The following is a 17,402-nucleotide window of genomic DNA, read 5'->3' on the forward strand; positions in this document are numbered from 1 at the left end:
GGCGGTCCGGCCGGGGCCCACGTGCGCGTGTGCGCTGGGCGCCCGGCCGGCGCCTCGGGTCAGTTGACCTTGTAGATCTGGATGAGCGCGTTGGAGAGCTCGCCCTTGTCGTTCCACTGGTACCGCTTGCCGACACCCTGCCCGTCGTAGCCCTTGACGAAGGCGAGCAGTCCGGCCCGGTCCTTGATCCCCGAGTCGATCGCCGCGAGCATGATCGTCGTCAGGTCGTAGCCCTCGACGGAGTATACGCCCGGCGCCTGACCGTTGAGTGCCTCGTACTCCTTCGCCAGCGCGGGCGGGGCCGGGATGCACGGGCAGGTCAGGATCGCGTCCTTGGCGGCCTGGCCGGCCTGCTTGACGAACTCGGGATCGTTGGTGCCGTCGCCCGAACTGAAGGTCGCGGTGACGCCACCCTCGCGCAACTGGGTCACGAACGGCGCGGCCTCGGCGTAGTAGCCCGAGTACCAGATCGCGTCGGGCGATTCGCCCTTGATCTGCGAGACGGTGGCAGCGAAGTCCTTCTGGCCGGTCTTGACGCTGGCCGAGCACGCCGGGTCCGCCGCCGCACCGAGTTCGGCGGTGACGACCTTGGCCAGGCCGACGCCGTAGTCGGAGTCGTCCTGCACGACGCAGACCTTCTTGGCGCCGAGGCTGCCGGTGAGGTACTTGGCGACGACCGTGCCCTGGCTGTTGTCGTTGCCCAGGCCCCGGAAGAAAGTGGTCCAACCGTTCTCGGTGAGAGTCGGGTTGGTGGCCGAGGCGGTGAGGAAGGGCAGGCCGGCCTGGTTGAAGATCGACCCGGTGGCCTTGGTCTCGCCGGAGAACGCCGGCCCGAGCAGCCCGATGACGGACTGGTCGCTGACGATATTGGGCGCGACCTGGGTGGCCTTCTGCGGGTCGCCCTCGGTGTCGAACTGTTTGACGGTGACCTGGCAGTTCGGGTTGGCCTTGTTGTGCTTGTCGATGGCGAGCTTGGCGCCGTACAGGATGTTCTGTCCCAGTGCGGAATTCGCACCGGTCAGTGCGCCCGCCATGGCCAGCGAGACACCCGAACAGGTGGCGTTGCCGCTGCCCGCCGGGTTCGCGGCGTCGGTCACGTCGCTGCCGGGCACCTCGACGGCGCCGGCGTCGAGCAGCACTGTCGGCTGAATGCTCAGCCCAGAGGAACCGGACGTGCTGTTTCCGGACGATCCACTGTCGGTCGATTTGCTGCTGCAGCCCGCGACCGCCAGGACCGCCGCGACACCAATGACCAACGCGCCTCTCGCTGTACGACGATGCACGTCCCACCTCCGAATTCTGCGCTCCCCGGCATTGCCGGAGGGGCCGACCGCGTCAGCCCGGACAGAACATATCCCCGCCGGAATCGGCTTGCAGGGCAACACAACATACGGCCCGAATTCTTGTTTCGAGTGTTACGCGCGAGGCCTTCGGAGCAGCGGGAACACGCCCGCCCGAGTTCGCCAATTCAGCAGGTAGACGCCATTTTGGACGGACGTCCATTTTAGGGTTCGACAGGAAACGTCCGCGAAACAATTCCCTGCCGATATTTTACTGAGTCATTCAAACTATTTGGGATCGAGCGTTTCGATGACGACCTCGGCGACCACCTTCATGGAGGTCCGGCGGTCCATCGCGGCGCGCTGAATCCACTTGAACGCCTCGGGCTCGGTGAGCGACTGCGAGGTCATCAGGACCCCCTTCGCGCGCTCGATGATCTTGCGGGTCTCGATCCGGTCGGTAAGGGTCGCGACCTCCGACTCGAGCGCGGCGATCTCGGCGAACCGGCTCGCGGCCAGTTCGACGGCAGGCACGAGGTCGGACTTGGAGAACGGCTTGACGAGGTACGCCATCGCGCCGGCATCGCGGGCGCGCTCGACGAGTTCGCGCTGACTGAATGCGGTGAGGATGACCACGGGGGCGATCCGCTTGGCGGCGATCTCCGAGGCCGCGTCGATGCCGTCGCGCCGGGGCATCTTCACGTCCATGATCACGAGGTCGGGTCGCAACTCCTCGGCGAGTTCGACGGCGCGTTGGCCGTCGCCGGCCTCGCCGACCACGTCGTAACCCTCCTCGCGGAGCATCTCGACCAGATCCATCCGGATCAGCGTCTCGTCTTCCGCGACCACGACACGTCGCGCAGCCGGGCCGCTACCAGCGACAGGAGCGTTCATCGTGGGCCTTCCCCTTTCCCCCGGCCACCTCGACTCACGTGGCGCGGACTCTAAGAGGGTACCGGTGCTTGACCCTCGCGACGGATCTCCTAGAGTGGACAACCGCACCAGCCCTCGTATCCCAATTGGCAGAGGAAACGGATTCAAAACCCGTGCAGTGTGAGTTCGAGTCTCACCGAGGGCACCACAACAGGCCGCGGCATCGCCGCGGCGCACGACTCTCCCCACCCCAGAATGCGCTGGTTGCCAACGGTGACCGGAGGGCGCAGGGTTAGTGGACACGGGCCGTCCGCTCACCGACGCTCGCATCAGTGCAGGCCGGAGCGAGTGGCTCGGCCGCACACTCACCCGTAGTTGAGAGAACGCCATGAACAAGGTCTCGCTTCGTATGGCACTGGCAGCGATCGCTGTCGCACCCATGATCGCCCTCACGCCCGGCATCGCCGCGGCGGACACTGCAGTGGTACCGGCGCCCGGCCCGATCCAGCCCGTCGTGCTCTTCGGCCAGCTCGGCCCACTCGGCGCACTCCTCTCCTGCGCTCCGGTGGGAATCGTGCCGATCATCGGCCCGAACGTCATCTTCCCCATCTGCTTGGTCTGAGGCGTCTTTCGAACCGTCCTCAGCGGCAGACCCCGAGTGTCGGCGGCGATGTGCCCGTTGACGTTTGCCGGGACCCGGGGCACCCCCTGGACGAAGTCCTCGGGAGAGGATCCCGTCCTCGCCGATGAACACCTGCCGGTCGCCGCGGTGGATGACGGTGTGCTGAAACCTGCACAGCAACACCGGATTCGACAGTGCCGTCGGACCACCGTAGGAGCAGTACGCGCCCGTTCGGCTCGTCAACCGCACAGATGCCAGGTGAGGAAGCACCGCGCGCGACTGCCCGCTGGTGGTCGAGTGAGTCGTCCGCGGCATCGGTTTCACCCCAGCCGGGTGAGGTGTCCAACGCACCGCGCCACGCATCCTGACCCTGAACGAACTTGCCTGCATCCGCCGAAGCCACGCACGCCGACGAGGAGATCGCACATGCCGGATTCGAAGCCGAACATCCTGGTGATCTGGGGAGACGACATCGGGATCACCAATCTCAGTTGCTACAGCGACGGGCTGATGGGATACCGGACCCCGAACATCGACCGCCTCGCCGACGAGGGCATGAAGTTCACCGACTCCTACGGTGAGCAGAGCTGCACCGCGGGTCGCGCCTCGTTCATCACCGGCCAGAGCGTGTACCGCACCGGCATGAGCAAGGTGGGCATGCCGGGCGCCGACATCGGCCTGTCTGCGGAGGACCCGACCATCGCGGAGCTGATCAAGCCACTCGGGTACGCGACCGGGCAGTTCGGCAAGAACCACCTCGGCGACCTGAACAAGTACCTGCCGACCGTGCACGGCTTCGACGAGTTCTTCGGCAACCTCTACCACCTCAACGCCGAGGAGGAGCCGGAACTCCCGGACTACCCCGACGCGGAGCTCTACCCCCGCCTGTACAACCTGCAACGGCCGCGGGGCGTCCTCCGTTGCTGGGCCACCGACGAGGACGATCCCACCGAGGACCCGCGGTTCGGGCGGGTGGGAAAGCAGAAGATCGAGGACACCGGGCCGCTGACGAAGAAGCGGATGGAGACCATCGACGACGAAATCGCCGACGCCGCTGTCGACTTCATCCGACGCCAGCACGAAGCGGACACGCCGTTCTTCCTGTGGCTGAACTTCACCCACATGCACCTGCGGACCCACACCAAGCCGGAAAGCGTGGGGCAGTCCGGCATCTGGCAGTCGCCGTATCACGACACCATGATCGACCACGACGGGAACGTGGGTTCGGTGCTCGACGTCCTGGACGAGCTCGGTCTGGCCGAGGACACGATCGTCATCTACAGCACCGACAACGGGCCGCACGCCAACACGTGGCCGGACGGCGCGACGACACCCTTCCGCAGCGAGAAGGACACCAACTGGGAAGGCGCCTTCCGGGTCCCGCAGGTGATCAGGTGGCCCGGCAGGATCCCCGCGGGTGCGGTCTCCAACGACATCGTCCAGCATCACGACTGGCTGCCCACGTTCCTCGCGGCGGCCGGCGACACGGACATTGTCGAGGAGCTCAAGCAGGGCCATGCCGTCGGGGACAAGACGTTCAAGGTCCACATCGACGGCTACAACCTGCTGCCGTACCTCACCGGTGAGGTGGAGAGGAGCCCGCGCCGCGGCATGGTGTACTTCTCCGACGACTGCGACGTGCTCGGTGTGCGGTTCGAGAACTGGAAGATCGTCTTCATGGAGCAGCGGGCGACGGGCACGCTGGGGATCTGGGCGGAGCCGTTCACGGAACTGCGGGTACCGAAGCTGTTCAACCTGCGCACCGATCCATTCGAGCGGGCCGATTCGACGTCGAACACGTACTGGGACTGGTTCCTCGACCACGACTACATCGTCTTCTACGGCACGGCGATCGGTACCGCCTTCCTCGACACGTTCAAGGACTTCCCGCCGCGGCAGGAGCCGGCCACCTTCACCATCGACCACGCGGTGAAGAAACTGCACGCCTTCCTGGCGCGGGACTGACGACGATGACGGGCTCGCTGGAGTCGTGGGCGGACGGCGGAACACGCTCCGCCATACTGAAATTCGTCGCCCGAGTCACGGACGAGAGCGGGCCCGACTTCGTCGAACCTGCGGCGCGGATCGCGGTGTTCGACAACGACGGCACCCTGTGGTGCGAGAAACCGATGCCCATCCAGCTCGATTTCACCGTCCGGAGGCTCGGCGAGATGGCCGGGAACCAGGCTGACTTGCAGGCGCGGCAACCGTGGAAGGCAGCGTACGAGAACGACCTCGGGTGGCTCGGTGCGGCGATGGTCAAGCACTACCACGGTGACGACGCCGATTTGAAGCTGCTGATGGGTGCCATCACGCAGGCGTTCGGCGAGGTCACCGTGGAGGACTACGACGCACGGGTGACGGCGTTCTTCGGCGGAACCGATCATCCGACACTGGGCCGCCCGTACCGCGGGTGCGGCTTCGCGCCCATGGTCGAACTACTGCGCTATCTCGACGAACACGGCTTCACCAGCTACATCGCCTCCGGAGGCGATCGGGACTTCATGCGTCCGATCGCCGGCGATCTGTACGGGGTGCCGCCCGAACGGGTCATCGGCAGCGCCCTCGGACTCTCGTACCGGGCGGAGGAAGGCCGGGGCGACCTGCTCTACAAGGCGGCGATGGACTTCTTCGACGACGGTCCCGAGAAGCCGGTGCGGATCTGGAGCCGGATCGGCAGGCGCCCGATCCTGTCCGTCGGCAACTCCAACGGCGACCTCCCGATGCTCGCCTTCTCCGCCCTGCCCGACGCACCCGCGCTGCGCCTGCTGATCCTGCACGACGACGCCGACCGGGAGTTCGACTACGTCGCCGGCGCGGAGGACATACTCGAACTCGCGCGTCGCAGCGACTGGACCGTGGTGAGCATGAAGAATGACTGGCACGAGGTGTTCGCCCCCGACACCGCTTGAGCAGGCAGGAGTTTCAGCACTCGTGGAAACCGTCACCGTGACCGAACTCCGGCAGGTCCCGGCCCAGATCTTCACGATGGGCTCCGACCGGCACTATCCGGAGGAGGGTCCGGCCCATCGCGTGGAGGTGGACGCGTTCGCCATCGAGGCCCGCCAGGTCACCAATGCCCAGTACGCGACCTTCGTCGAGGACACCGGGTACCGCACCGTCGCGGAACGCCCACTCGACCCCGCGGAGTTTCCGGGAGCGCCCGCCGAGAACCTGCAGCCGGGCTCGATGGTGTTCGTCCCGACACCCGGCCCGGTCGACCTGCGGCACATCAACCAGTGGTGGAGATGGACACCGGGCGCGTCCTGGCAGCACCCGGACGGTCCGGGTTCCTCGACCGCCGGCCGCCGCGACCACCCCGTCGTCCACATCGCGCACGAGGACGCGCAGGCGTACGCCGGGTGGGCGGGGCGCGCGCTGCCCACCGAAGCGCAGTGGGAGGCGGCGGCGCGGGGCGGGCTCGAGCACACCGAGTTCACCTGGGGCGATCACGCCGAATCCGACGAGAAGCGGCTCGCGAACTACTGGCACGGAGACTTCCCCTGGCGCGCCGACCAGGGATACGGCACCACCGCTCCGGTCGCGTCGTACCCGCCGAACCCGTACGGGCTGTTCGACATGGCAGGCAACGTCTGGGAATGGACCGACGACTGGTACGCCGAGGGTCACGCCGGCGGGCACTCGTGCTGTGCCCCGCGGAACCCGCGCGGCCCTGCCGTCGAGGAGAGCTACGACGCGCGTCAGCCCCAGTTCAGGACGCCCCGAAAGGTCATCAAGGGTGGCTCGTTCCTCTGCGCAGACAGCTACTGCCGACGCTATCGGCCCGCCGCCCGCCGCCCGCACATGATCGATACCGGCATGAGCCACATCGGGTTCCGCTGCGTCTCGAGCGACGACTGAGCTGGCCGCACCGGTACCCGTGAGCTGCTAGCCGGCCAGGTCGTCCGGCCCGATGTCGTCGACCCACTCGGCCCCGCCGAGCTCGGACGACCCGCTCCCGGCCGCCGCGACCGCACGCAGGCCCAGGCCGATCAGCGCCACGAGCACCCCCACGAGCACCCCCGCGAGCACGAGCCCGCCCCAACGGAAACGAGCGGACGAGGACCTCGCGGACACATCAACGGTCATGCCGCCATGCTGCCTCATGCCCGCGCGGGAATCCGCGCCGTCCCGACCCGATACGGTTGAATCCATGACCGACCTCGCCGATCGCGCGTGCCTGCCCCTGAGCGACGGTGACCGCATCCGGCTCCTTCTCGACCTCGTCGAGCTCGCGCAGACCCGGGTCGGGCCGGACGAGGTCGGCGACCTTGCCGGGCCCGCGCTGTCGATGCACGGCGTCGCGCTCAACCAGGACGTCGCTCGCGGCTGGAACCTGGCGCTCGAGATCCTCACCCGCACCCTCGAGGCCAGGCTCCCGCACTGACGCGAGCTGCCCACATACGAACCGACCCCCGCCGCTCACCAGGAGCAGCGGGGGTCGGGACGGAAGCGTCCGAACTACTTCGGCGCAGCCTCGCTGGACCCGAGGCCGAGGCCACCCAGGATGTCGCCGATGGAAGCAAAGATCTCAGTAACGCTGCCCATTAGTTCTCCTACGTAATTGCGGGGAATTGACGCGTCACACTATCGCACGGACCTGAATCAACGGCACCCCGAAATCCCGCTCGCCGGGCACCGCGCAACCTCGGCGTCGGCAGCCTCGTCACCACCGCGCTGCCGCCGCGAACACGCCCTTCGGATCGACGCGATCACGAATCGCGGCCAGCCGCCGACGAGCCTCCGGATCCCAGGTGGCCCGGACCCGGCCGGCCGGCTCCCCCGTCGCCCCACCGGCGAAGTTCATCAGTGCTCCGCCGGTCCCCCACGGCTCCATCGCGGCCAGCACCGACTCCAGTGCCCCCGGAACCGCCTCGGCGATCGGCGGGACCAGCATTCCGACGGTGAACAGGCTGAACGCGGCCTCGCGACCCGCGACCGCGTTCGGCACCTCGGCGTCGCGGCCCAGAGCGCCGCCCATCGCCCGGATCTCCGCGAGCACCAACGGCAGTCCAGCCTCCGGCCCGACCGTAGCGAGGAACTCGTCGATCGCCTCGACCGGCAGCTCGCGCAGCAGCATCGCACGCTCGACACCCGGCATCGGCTCCGTCGGGTCGGCGTGGATCGATCCGAGGTCGGCGTACATGATCTCGGTGACCGTATCGACGATCGGCCTCGCCACGCCGCGCATCGGTGCGAGCAGCGCCTCTCCGTCCTCGGTGTCGCTCAGGTGCGCGAAGCGCAGGTGCAGCACCGTTCTGCCGCGCAGCGGCTCCGGAATCGCGGGCAGCGGGGGGAAGTTCACCACCGCGACGGACGAGGTCACCGACTCCGGCATCTGGTGCACCCAGTCACGCCAGCCGTGCAGGACCCGCGGCGCGTCGAGGTAGTCGAAGAACATCCCACCGGCGTGCAGGGTCTGAATCTCGAAGAGCCGGAAGGTGATCTGGGTGGCGATGCCGAACGCACCACCGGCTCCCCGCAGAGCCCAGAACAGATCGGGGTCGTCGCTCGCACCGACCCTGCGCAACTGACCGTCCGCGGTGACCACCTCGATCTCGACGACATGGTCGGCAGCGAAACCGAGCGTCCGCGCCACCGGGCCGATGCCACCGCCGAGGGTGTACCCGACCACCCCGACTCCCGGCGCAGACCCGCAGGCCCCGCCGAGCCCGTGCGGCGCGGCCGCGTCGAGCACCTGCTGCCAGCGCGCACCCGCCCCGACCGTTGCGGTGCGGGCCTGCGGGTCGACCACGACCGAGTCGAGGAGTCGGGTGTTGATCAGTATCGACTCCGGGCCTACGGCGGCAGCGCCGTGCCCGGTCGCCTGCACGGCCACCGTCAACCCCGCTTCGGCTGCGATCCCGACCGCCGTCGCCACGTCTGCGGCGCTGGACGCGACCACCACGGCGGCGGGCCTGTGCACGGTCGCGGAGTTGAACGACGCGACGGACATGTCGTATCCGGGGTCGCCGGGGGCGTGGACCGGCCCGGCCGTCGCGGCGTCGAGGCGTTCGACGATCGCCGGCAGGACTGGCGAGGATTCTTCGATGCTGGTGGACATGGGCCATTCCTTCGTCTGTCGGAACTGTCCACCGCAGCAGACCCGTACCCACTTACCGTTCTCTTACGGCGCGCGTGGCACCCACCGTTCCAGCAGGTCGGAGAGCATCGCGTTGATCTGCGCGCGACCGAGTTCCGCCCCGACCGCGGTGTGCCGCCGGTAGTCCTCGACGGTGAGCGCGTCCCGCACCGCGGCCGCCTCCCGCGGCCCGTCCACCGGGTCCATCCGCTCGGGTAGGAATCCGATCCGGCTCCCCTGCGCGTGGACCGCGCCCGCGAGGACGGCCGCTTCGACCGGGCGACCCGCCCCGGCCAGCACCGCGGCGGCCGTGTGGATCAGGACCAGCCAGGACGTCACGTCGCCGTCGACCTCGAGCACCGCCTGCATGTCGCGCGCCGAGGACATCGCCGACTCCAGGTCGCCGACGTCCATCGCCGACTTCATCATCGCCCAGATCGACGATCCGACGGCCCACCGGTTGCCGATCCGATCGGCAATCGCGATCGAGGTCGCGAGCGCCGCCCGCGCCTCGGCCGGGCGACCGCTCGTTCGCAGCACCATGCCGAGCACCAACCTGGCGTCCGCCTCCGCGAAGTCCGAGCCCAGGTCGCGGGCGCGTTCGGCGCTGCGGCGGACGATGTCGAGTCCCTCGTCGTGGGCGCCGTCCATCGACAGGAAGTAGCCGAGCCACGCCGTCAGGCGGGCGGCCTCGGCGGCATCGCCCGACACTTCCCAGGCGTCGGCCGCCGACCTCGCGGCCCGGGCCGCGCCCGCCCGGTCCCCGGTGAGATAGGTCAGCGACGCAATCCCCGACTGCGCGCGGGCGAGGAACCTGGGTTCGGGGGCCCGCCTGCCGGCCGCCACCGCGTCGAGCGCGGCGGTGAGGAATCCGAGTCCCTCGCCGATGCGGCCCATCCGATACCAGAACCAGTACAGCCCGCCCGAGAGTTCGAGGGCGTAGTGCGCGTCGCCGACCGCCAGCGCGGACACGAGCGCGGCCCGGTGCTCGGCCTGATCGTCCGACAGCTCACGCATGATCGCCGCGGAGTGGGTTCCGTACAGCGCCGCGTGGGCGGCGTTCACCCGCGCCAGCACGTGCACCCGGTGCGCGGCCTCGCTCCGGGCCCGCTCGGCGGGCGCCGCCTTGTCGAGCGCAAATGCCCTGATGGTCTGCAGCATTCGATAGCGCCGCGGCGAGGTACCGGGCAACACCACCAGCAGCGACCGCCGCACCAGTGCGGTCAGCGGCGCCACCACGGCGACGGCGGTCGCGGCCCCGCTCATCGCGGCGGCGCCCGAGAGGTCGAAACCCTCCGCGAACACGGCCACCCGGCGCAGCAACTCCGACTGCTCGTCGTCGAGAAGTCGGTAGCTCCATTCGATGGTGTCGGCCAGGCCGCGCTGTCTCGGTGGGGCGCTGCGTGACCCACCCTGCAGCAGCGTGAACCGGTCGCCCAGCCCGTCCGCGATCTGACGCTCCGAGAGCACGCGCAGTTGCGCGGTCGCGAGTTCGATGCCGAGCGGCATCCCGTCGAGTTCCGCGCAGATCGTCCGCACCGCATCGCCGTTCGCCTCGCCGAGCGTCCAGCCTGGAACCACGCCGGCTGCCCGCACCGCGAAGAGGTCGACCGCGGCGTCGGGCTCCATCGGCGAAACCTCTTGCAGCACTTCCCCGTCCACGTCGAGCGGCTCGCGGCTGGTGGCGAGCACCCGAACCCGCGGGCAGCGATCCAGGAGAACGGTCACCACCCGGGCCGCCTCGGCGACGACGTGCTCGCAGTTGTCGAAGATCACCAGCATCTCTCGGGAGGAGAGCACGCCCGCGAGGTGCTCGACCGTGCCGACGCCGGGCAGTCCCAGCGCAGCGGCCGTGGCGGACACGAGCAGCGCGCCGTCGGTCAGAGCGCCCAGGTCCACCAGCCACGGACCGTCCGCGTCCGCCCGGATGCGGCACACCTCGACCGCCAGCCGCGTCTTGCCCACCCCACCGGGCCCCACGAGGGTGACCAGCGGACGATCGTCGAGGAGGGCGGTCACCGCCTCGACCTCGGCAGCGCGCCCGACGAATCGGGTGCGCGGGACCGGTAATTTCGTCGCGCGTGGCACCTCGAGGCGCAGCGCCTCGCGCACGGGGTGCAGCGCGTCGTCCTGGGTCAGAACCGCGACCTCCAGTTCCCGCAGTCCGATGCCCGGGTCGATACCGAGTTCCTCGTCGAGGATCGCCCGTACCCGGCGCAGCGCGCCCAGCGCGTCGGACTGCCTGCCGCCGCGGTAGAGCGAGAGCACCAGCAGCTCCCACGCGCGTTCGTCCAGCGGGTGCTCCGCGACGACGGCCTCGGCGTCGGCGGTCACCTCAGCGAACCGGCCTCGGGAAAGCTCCACGGCCAGTAGGGACTTGCGGGCCGTCAGCCGCACCTCGGCGAGCCTCGCGACTTCCGGCATCGCGAACTCGGCGCCCGCGATGTCGGCGTACGCGGACCCGCGCCACAGCGCGAGTGCCTCCCGATAGCAGCGGGCAGCGTCGTCCGCCGTGGCCTCGGACCCGCGGCGGACCAGGTCCTCGAATCTCGTCGCGTCGACCCGCTCCCGGTCGACGGCCAGCACGTAGCGATTGCCCTCGCGGACCAGTACACCGTCGGTGCGCCGGGCCCGCTGCGGGCTCAGCGCGTCCCGCAGCTTCGAGATCGCGACGTGGAGTGAACTGAGCTTGGGCTCGGCGAGGTCGTGCCACACCTGGCCGAGCAGCCGCTCGGCGGAAACCGACTGCGGGTACGCGAGGACGAGGGCCGCGAACAGGGCTCGCTGGCGCGCACCGCCGAGATCGAGCTGCCGCCCTCCCCGGACGGCGGAAACCGGTCCGAGCACCCGCAGTTCGAGGCCGTCCCGCATGTCCACTCCCCGTCCCCCACCACTACCGTTGTGCGCCACACGGTACCGAACCTCGCGCTTGCCAGATATCGACCTGGCATCGGTTCTGCAAACGCGCCGGGCACCCGACCCCGGCTGAGCTACGTTCGGCGAATGAGGCGGCGGGGGTACCTGCAATCGATTGTGGCGACGGCGATCTCTGCGACGGTGGTGGTGTCGGTGCCCCTGGTCGACGCCGGGTGGACGCAGGCTGCGGCAGCGCCGGCCGACAGCACGCTGCAGGCGCCGGGCGCGGTGCTCGAGTCGGCGCCGTTGCCGGCGAATCTCTCGTTACCGGGCGCAGGCACCGCGTGGCGGTTGACGTACCTCACCACCGGGCCGCGCGGCATCACACCGTCGACCGGGATGGTCTTCGTCCCGCCGGGCCGGCCCCCGGCCGGCGGCTGGCCGGTGATCGCCTGGGCCCACGGCACCATCGGGGACTCCGACTTCGACGCTCCGTCGGTCACCGGTGTCGACAACGACACCCGGGCCTATGTCAACGATTGGCTCGGTCGTGGATACGCGGTCACGGCCACCGACTACGTCGGCCTGGGCACCGCGGGGGTGCCGCCGTACCTGGACGGCCAGGCGGCCGCGCATGCGGTGGTCGACTCGGTTCGCGCTGCCTGCGCGCTCGATCACACCCTGTCACGCAAGTGGGCGGTGGTGGGCCTTTCCGAGGGAGGTCACGCCGCGGTGTTCACCGCGCAGGCGGCCACCCGCTACGCCCCCGAACTGGACTATCGCGGCGCCGTCGCCAACGGTGTGCCGTCGAACATCGAGACCCTCACACCACTCGCGGGTCCGTGGTTCCCGCCCTCGGGACTGTTCGCCGGACTGACCAATTTCATGACCTTCGTTCTCGCGGGAATGCGTGATGTCCACCCCGAGCTGAACGTCGACAGCTATCTCACCCCCGTCGGGCGCCGCCTCGTCGATGCGGCGCCCAATCTGCCGTACGCACAGTTCGGCAAGCTCAGTGCCAATGTGTCCGTGGCGCAGATGCTCTCTCGTTCGCTCGCCAACCCCGCCGTGCTCGCCGCGCTACGCGACTACCTCCAGGTGCCCGTCTCCGGTTTCGACCGACCCCTCTTCATCGCCCAGGGTCTGCGTGACGCCGTGGTGCCGATTCCACTGACTCTCAAGCTCATCGCGGACATGAGGCTGGCCGGAACACACCCGGACTTCCGGGTGTACCCCGGCGATCACATCCGTACCATCTACGACGCCGAACAGGACGAGGCCCGGTTCGTCGCCGGGCTCTTTCGCTGACGCGCGCCTTGACCTTCGGGTTACCTGAAGCTCCATGATGGGCCTCGTGACTGACGACATGGACAAATGGATCACGATCGGCGTTCTGGCCCGCGCGAGCGGACTCACGCCGAGCGCCCTGCGGTTCTACGACGACTGCCGACTCCTGGTACCCGCCAGGGTCGACGCGTCGTCCGGCTACCGCTACTACACCGAACAGCAACGAGCGCAGGCGGTGACGATTCGCCGCCTCCGCGAGATCGGCATGCCGATCGACGCAGTCGCGGTGGTACTCGAGGGTGACGCGGATCGAGCCGCGCGACTGCTCGACGAGCACGTCCTCGGCCTCGAACGGCGAGCTCGCGACGCCGCCGCCGTCGCGGACGGGGTCAAGCGCGCACTCGGCGCCGCGGTGGCGGCGAGCCGCCCGGAACTGACCGGCACCCTGCTGGCCGACGCCGTCGACCAGGTGCTCCCCGCGGCCTCGCGCGACCACGCGATCCCGGTACTGCGAGGCATCCTGGTGGAGGCGGCCGGCGGATCGCTGACCTTGACCGCCACCGACCGCTACCTGCTGTCGACGCGAACCCTGGTCGTCCCGCAGCAGGCGGACGAATCGTGGTCCGTGGTGGTCGCGGCCGACGATCTCGCGAACGCGGCGTCCGCGCTGCGCGGCGAGGGCGAGGTCGAATTGACACCCACCGCGGCCGGGTTGGCGGTGCAAGCGGGCCCGAATCGGTTCGACTGCAGCGTGATCGACGACTCGTATCCGGACTACCGGGCCATGTTGGCCGCGCTCGCACCGACCCGAACCCGCGTGATCGTGCCCCGTGTGGCGTTCCTCGACGCGCTGGACGCGATCCGCGAGACGCCGATCCTGTGCACGGTCGGCGCAGGCGTGCTGGCGATCACCGGCGCCGACGAGCAGGACAGACAGTCGGTGCCCGCGAACGTCACCGGCCCCGAGATCGCACTCGCCTTCGATCCGGTCACCCTCCGGCCCGCACTCCTGAGCGCGGTCGGTCCGGAACTCATGCTCGACCTCTCGCATGCCGATCAGCCGGTCGTCATCCGCTCGGCCACGGACGGGGACCTGACAACGCTGGTGATGCCGACCGCGACCTAGAGCGTGTCTCCCAAATCCTCACCGGCGCCCCTGGCGACACGGCTGAACTCGGGAGACTCGGCCTAGCCCCGCGGCACCACCTCCGACAACACGGCGGGCACCGCCGTCCAGTCGGAGGTGACGACGGTCGCCGACCGCGCCGCGAGCTCCGCGACGCGCGCCCGCGCCTGAGCTTCGGTCGGAGCGACCGAGTCGATCGGCGGGGCGACGTTGTGTGCGTCGGTCATCACGAGCAGGTAGTTGTTGTCGCGGTACCACCCGGTGTCGATGCCGCCGGCCGCGTACGCCGCCGCGTCGCCGTCGAAGATCACGAACCACGGCCGCAGCGACTGCTCGTAGCGGGCACGCGGGTCGCCGGCCTGCGCCCGGTGCACGGCGGGGAAGGCGGCGGCGCGGCCCAGCTCGTCCGCCGCCGCCAGATCACGCAGGTGGACGGCGTACTCGCGATCGGTCCAGAGGTCGTCGAGCGGGTTCGACTCCTCGACGGTGCCGGGGATCAACTCGACCACGAAGGTGCCCGCCATGGCCTCCCGGCTCGGCCAGCCGTCGGCGCGTACCGCATCGTCGAGGGTCCGACCGCCGTCGCCGACGAGGGTCGCCGGACGGAACAGTGCGTCGCCGAGCCGATTTCCGAGGAGGCGGTCCAGATCGACTGGGCCACGAGCGAAACCGGCGGAGAAGCCGTCCTTGAGCTCGAGTTTGACCACGATCGGCCGGTGGCCGGGGTTCGCGTCGTGCCACGTCCGAAGGTCCGACAGGCAGTCACCGAGCCCCTGATCCGGGTTGACCGTCAGCTGCATCGACAGGGAACCGTTCGAGCAATTGCTGTCGCTGCCAACCGGATTACTGTGCGACACCCGCCACCCCGGACCCGAACCGTTGGTCCAGACGTCGATCTCGATCAGCGAGGAACCGGCATCGAGTGCGTCGGTGAGCCGGCCGTACTTGGACCGCTCGTAGGTGTTGTGCAGTCCGACCGACGTCGTCGCGGCGAATCCGGCGGCCGGCGGCCGGCCGGCATCGGCGTGCGCCGCAACCGGCGACACGGAGAGGACGAGGCCGGCGAGCACCGACGCGGCGGTGGCCCTCCCGACCGGTCGGGAGCGATTCACGGCAGCCGCCTCGAGCTCGAGTGTGGGTGTATTCGGCTGGAGTGTACGAGCATTCGCCCCCGACGGGGAGCCGAATCGCCGCATTCCGGTCAGCCGGTCGGCCCCGTCCGTGCGTGTTCCGTCAGGCCCCGATCGCACCCTTCATCATCGGGAGCATCGCCCACAGCTGGTCCTGCCAGTACGGCCAGGCGTGGATGCCCGCAGGCGGGAAATCGAAGTGCGCGGTGTCGATTCCCATCGTGAGCAGTCGGACCTGGAACGCGCGGGTCTGCGCGAGGGAGAGCGCCTCGAGGCCCATCCCGGTCGCGGTGTCGAGGTAGTCGATCGGGTACACCGGCCGGGTCTGCGGCCCGGGCAGACCACTGCCCGCGGACACCCACATCGGCAGCCCGCGCAGACCCTCCGCCTGGACGAAGGGGTCGTGCACGAGCCAGGCGGGATCCCACGGCGGGCCCCACATGCAATCCGAGTTGTACAGCCCGGCATCGAGCATCGCGATGCGGATCGCCTCCCGCATGCCCGGCGCCGAGAGATTGAGGTAGCCGGACATGGTGCCCGCGAAGGTGAACTGGTTGCGGTGGTGGGCGGCCAGGATCAGCGCCGCGTTGCCGCCCATCGACAGCCCGACCACCGCGTTGCTCGACCGGCTGATGCCGTAGTTCCGCGCGAGGTGGTCCGGCAGGTTGTTCGTGAGGAACGACTCCCAGGTGTAGGTGTAGGGCTGATTGGTGAAGTTGTTCGGGAAGTACCAGTCGCTGTAGAAGCTCGACTCCCCGCCGACCGGTTCGATGACGTTGACGCCGTGGTCGGACAGCCACGCGGCGTTCGTCTCGTGCTCCCAGCCGCTGACGTCGTCGGTCGCCCGGAGGCCGTCGAGGAGGTACACGGCGCGATTGCTGCCGTTGTTCGCCAGCCACATGCGGACCTTGATGTGCCCGACTCCACCGGGGGCGGGCACCCAGTCCTCGTGGAAACGGTCGTACGGGTTCGCGGCCGCCGTGCCGGCGGTGCCGAGCGCGATCCCCATCGGCACGACCACGACCGCGACGAGCAGCAGTACCGCCGACCGCAGTCGGCCCGGTCCGGACAACGAGGCGGCACGCATCAGATCGACCTCCGTCACACCCGTAACATGAGTCACACTGTGACTTCCACGGTATTCCCGAAGCCCCGCCCGCACAGAGTCCCTGCGGAATCGTTATGCGCCGAGGTCGCGAGGCCTGGAGGGTCGTCCGGCCGTGATCCGCGCCCTCGTTCAGCCGATGGTCACCGTGCGGCGGGCCAGCCGCCAGACCCCGCCGTCGAGTCGCAGCACGTCGTCGTAGCGGCCGATGCTGGACAGCCGCGGTGCGGTGGTCGTCTCGACGAAGAACGTCCAGTACGCGGTGGCCGTCGTCTCCGTGCCCTCCGGTGCCGTCACGGCCACGGTCGTCAGGACGTGCCGCGTCGCCGTTCCCGGGCCCTGGATTCCCGACGCACGGCGGTCCCGCACGCCTGCCTCGATCTCTGCGACACCGGTGCGGGCCTGGGCTGCCATTCCGGTGGCGGGGTTGGCCGAGGACTCCCACACCGCGTCCTCTGTGAAGTTCGAGAGGTACTCCTCGACGGTTCCGTCGTCCGCGAGATGCGCCAATCTCGCCAGCAGGGACTGGATTTCGGAAACAGGATCGACGGTGTTCACCCCGCCAGCCTGCCTGCCGGTCCCGCATTCACGCACCCGCAATCCCACCCCGCGGGACTCCTCGGACAAACGTCCAGGAAATAAACGCCAAACCAACTAATTGGTATGTCCTCATTCGCTACATTGCATGCCAACAGATCGGCTGCCGGCGCGTTCGCGGGTTCGAACGCGCGACACCAGGCACTGCATCTCGGCACGAAAACGCGGTCTACGATCCCGGGGAGGTCACCTTGAGCGCGACAGCACGGCTGGCAACGACGAACCGACTACACGAGCACCACGAAGGTCCGAGCGATGCCTAGGCCCGGACCGGTTCGCCCCCTCGTCGGAGTGAAGATGGACGCGGGTCAGATCCAGCAGTACGACCAGCAGGCCGAACACGAGGGGCTGCTGATGAAGTCGGGGCGGCCCAACCGATCCGAGCTGATCCGCATCAAACTCGCCTTCGCCGACGAGCACATGCCCAGCGGCTGGCGGCCGTGA

At 69.2% G+C, this 17,402-nt stretch carries 16 protein-coding genes and 1 tRNA gene; 9 read left to right on the forward strand and 8 right to left on the reverse strand.

Going from position 1 to position 17,402, the window contains the following annotated elements; translation table 11 throughout:
* Positions 1 to 59: 59 nt before the first annotated feature.
* Positions 60 to 1,283: a branched-chain amino acid ABC transporter substrate-binding protein gene (locus ACFXGJ_RS01095; protein WP_378615573.1), complete on the reverse strand. Its 1,224-nt coding sequence runs from the start codon at positions 1,281 to 1,283 to the stop codon at positions 60 to 62.
* 285 nt (positions 1,284 to 1,568) lie between these two features.
* A complete protein-coding gene (locus ACFXGJ_RS01100) occupies positions 1,569 to 2,174 on the reverse strand; it encodes an ANTAR domain-containing response regulator (protein WP_378615575.1) in 606 nt (201 codons plus the stop codon).
* A 110-nt stretch (positions 2,175 to 2,284) separates the two neighbouring features.
* On the opposite strand from ACFXGJ_RS01100, the gene ACFXGJ_RS01105 reads away from it, so the two are divergent.
* The 5 genes from ACFXGJ_RS01105 (at position 2,285) to ACFXGJ_RS01125 (ending at position 6,636) form a co-directional block, all read left to right on the forward strand.
* Positions 2,285 to 2,361: transfer RNA gene (locus ACFXGJ_RS01105), tRNA-Leu, on the forward strand.
* A 201-nt stretch (positions 2,362 to 2,562) separates the two neighbouring features.
* Complete coding sequence (locus ACFXGJ_RS01110) at positions 2,563 to 2,775, forward strand: hypothetical protein (RefSeq protein ID WP_378615577.1); 213 nt, start codon at positions 2,563 to 2,565, stop codon at positions 2,773 to 2,775.
* Between the two features lie 426 nt (positions 2,776 to 3,201).
* Positions 3,202 to 4,740, forward strand: a complete 1,539-nt coding sequence (locus tag ACFXGJ_RS01115; RefSeq protein ID WP_378615579.1) for an arylsulfatase — start codon at positions 3,202 to 3,204, stop codon at positions 4,738 to 4,740.
* 5 nt (positions 4,741 to 4,745) lie between these two features.
* Complete coding sequence (locus ACFXGJ_RS01120; protein WP_378615581.1) at positions 4,746 to 5,687, forward strand: HAD family hydrolase; 942 nt, start codon at positions 4,746 to 4,748, stop codon at positions 5,685 to 5,687.
* 22 nt (positions 5,688 to 5,709) lie between these two features.
* Positions 5,710 to 6,636 (forward strand): formylglycine-generating enzyme family protein, encoded by a 927-nt coding sequence (locus ACFXGJ_RS01125; protein WP_378615583.1) that lies wholly within the window; start codon positions 5,710 to 5,712, stop codon positions 6,634 to 6,636.
* A 27-nt stretch (positions 6,637 to 6,663) separates the two neighbouring features.
* On the opposite strand, the gene ACFXGJ_RS01130 is transcribed toward ACFXGJ_RS01125, so the two are convergent.
* Positions 6,664 to 6,864 (reverse strand): hypothetical protein, encoded by a 201-nt coding sequence (locus ACFXGJ_RS01130; protein ID WP_378615585.1) that lies wholly within the window; start codon positions 6,862 to 6,864, stop codon positions 6,664 to 6,666.
* A 64-nt stretch (positions 6,865 to 6,928) separates the two neighbouring features.
* Here ACFXGJ_RS01130 and ACFXGJ_RS01135 point away from each other — a divergent pair, with 64 nt between their 5' ends.
* Positions 6,929 to 7,162, forward strand: coding sequence for a hypothetical protein (locus ACFXGJ_RS01135; RefSeq protein WP_378615587.1), 234 nt, complete (start codon positions 6,929 to 6,931; stop codon positions 7,160 to 7,162).
* 279 nt (positions 7,163 to 7,441) lie between these two features.
* Here ACFXGJ_RS01135 and ACFXGJ_RS01140 read toward each other — a convergent pair whose 3' ends face one another.
* Together ACFXGJ_RS01140 and ACFXGJ_RS01145 are read right to left on the reverse strand one after the other, a co-directional pair.
* A complete protein-coding gene (locus ACFXGJ_RS01140) occupies positions 7,442 to 8,839 on the reverse strand; it encodes an FAD-binding oxidoreductase (RefSeq protein ID WP_378615589.1) in 1,398 nt (465 codons plus the stop codon).
* Positions 8,840 to 8,902: 63 nt separating this feature from the next.
* Positions 8,903 to 11,728 carry a BTAD domain-containing putative transcriptional regulator gene (locus ACFXGJ_RS01145; protein WP_378615591.1) on the reverse strand — a complete coding sequence of 942 codons (2,826 nt, stop codon included), beginning with the start codon at positions 11,726 to 11,728 and terminating at the stop codon, positions 8,903 to 8,905.
* Positions 11,729 to 11,860: 132 nt separating this feature from the next.
* On the opposite strand from ACFXGJ_RS01145, the gene ACFXGJ_RS01150 reads away from it, so the two are divergent.
* Together ACFXGJ_RS01150 and ACFXGJ_RS01155 are read left to right on the forward strand one after the other, a co-directional pair.
* Entirely contained in the window at positions 11,861 to 13,021 is a 1,161-nt protein-coding gene (locus tag ACFXGJ_RS01150) for a lipase family protein (RefSeq protein ID WP_378615593.1), read from the forward strand.
* A 46-nt stretch (positions 13,022 to 13,067) separates the two neighbouring features.
* Complete coding sequence (locus ACFXGJ_RS01155) at positions 13,068 to 14,126, forward strand: MerR family transcriptional regulator (RefSeq protein WP_378615595.1); 1,059 nt, start codon at positions 13,068 to 13,070, stop codon at positions 14,124 to 14,126.
* Positions 14,127 to 14,188: 62 nt separating this feature from the next.
* Here the strand turns inward: ACFXGJ_RS01155 and ACFXGJ_RS01160 are convergent, their stop codons facing one another.
* From ACFXGJ_RS01160 to ACFXGJ_RS01170, 3 genes are all read right to left on the reverse strand, one after another.
* On the reverse strand, positions 14,189 to 15,238 hold the full coding sequence (locus ACFXGJ_RS01160; RefSeq protein ID WP_378615597.1) for a phosphatidylinositol-specific phospholipase C domain-containing protein: 1,050 nt from the start codon (positions 15,236 to 15,238) through the stop codon (positions 14,189 to 14,191).
* Between the two features lie 121 nt (positions 15,239 to 15,359).
* On the reverse strand, positions 15,360 to 16,343 hold the full coding sequence (locus ACFXGJ_RS01165; RefSeq protein WP_378615711.1) for an alpha/beta hydrolase: 984 nt from the start codon (positions 16,341 to 16,343) through the stop codon (positions 15,360 to 15,362).
* Positions 16,344 to 16,493: 150 nt separating this feature from the next.
* The gene (locus ACFXGJ_RS01170) at positions 16,494 to 16,919 is read right to left on the reverse strand and encodes a nuclear transport factor 2 family protein (RefSeq protein ID WP_378615599.1); all 426 of its coding nucleotides are present in this window, start codon (positions 16,917 to 16,919) and stop codon (positions 16,494 to 16,496) included.
* Between the two features lie 336 nt (positions 16,920 to 17,255).
* Here ACFXGJ_RS01170 and ACFXGJ_RS01175 point away from each other — a divergent pair, with 336 nt between their 5' ends.
* Positions 17,256 to 17,402: a hypothetical protein gene (locus ACFXGJ_RS01175; protein WP_378424852.1), complete on the forward strand. Its 147-nt coding sequence runs from the start codon at positions 17,256 to 17,258 to the stop codon at positions 17,400 to 17,402.

The sequence above is a fragment of the Rhodococcus sp. NPDC059234 genome (assembly GCF_042754225.1).
Classification (GTDB): domain Bacteria; phylum Actinomycetota; class Actinomycetes; order Mycobacteriales; family Mycobacteriaceae; genus Rhodococcus_G.

What these genes read in the sequence shown, in the direction of transcription:
- ACFXGJ_RS01100 (WP_378615575.1), bottom strand. Translation starts at nt 2,174, where the DNA reads ATGAACGCTCCTGTCGCTGGTAGCGGCCCGGCTGCGCGACGTGTCGTG.
- ACFXGJ_RS01110 (WP_378615577.1), top strand. Translation starts at nt 2,563, where the DNA reads ATGGCACTGGCAGCGATCGCTGTCGCACCCATGATCGCCCTCACGCCC.
- ACFXGJ_RS01115 (WP_378615579.1), top strand. Translation starts at nt 3,202, where the DNA reads ATGCCGGATTCGAAGCCGAACATCCTGGTGATCTGGGGAGACGACATC.
- ACFXGJ_RS01120 (WP_378615581.1), top strand. Translation starts at nt 4,746, where the DNA reads ATGACGGGCTCGCTGGAGTCGTGGGCGGACGGCGGAACACGCTCCGCC.
- ACFXGJ_RS01130 (WP_378615585.1), bottom strand. Translation starts at nt 6,864, where the DNA reads ATGACCGTTGATGTGTCCGCGAGGTCCTCGTCCGCTCGTTTCCGTTGG.
- ACFXGJ_RS01135 (WP_378615587.1), top strand. Translation starts at nt 6,929, where the DNA reads ATGACCGACCTCGCCGATCGCGCGTGCCTGCCCCTGAGCGACGGTGAC.
- ACFXGJ_RS01140 (WP_378615589.1), bottom strand. Translation starts at nt 8,839, where the DNA reads ATGTCCACCAGCATCGAAGAATCCTCGCCAGTCCTGCCGGCGATCGTC.
- ACFXGJ_RS01145 (WP_378615591.1), bottom strand. Translation starts at nt 11,728, where the DNA reads ATGCGGGACGGCCTCGAACTGCGGGTGCTCGGACCGGTTTCCGCCGTC.
- ACFXGJ_RS01150 (WP_378615593.1), top strand. Translation starts at nt 11,861, where the DNA reads ATGAGGCGGCGGGGGTACCTGCAATCGATTGTGGCGACGGCGATCTCT.
- ACFXGJ_RS01165 (WP_378615711.1), bottom strand. Translation starts at nt 16,343, where the DNA reads ATGCGTGCCGCCTCGTTGTCCGGACCGGGCCGACTGCGGTCGGCGGTA.
- ACFXGJ_RS01175 (WP_378424852.1), top strand. Translation starts at nt 17,256, where the DNA reads ATGGACGCGGGTCAGATCCAGCAGTACGACCAGCAGGCCGAACACGAG.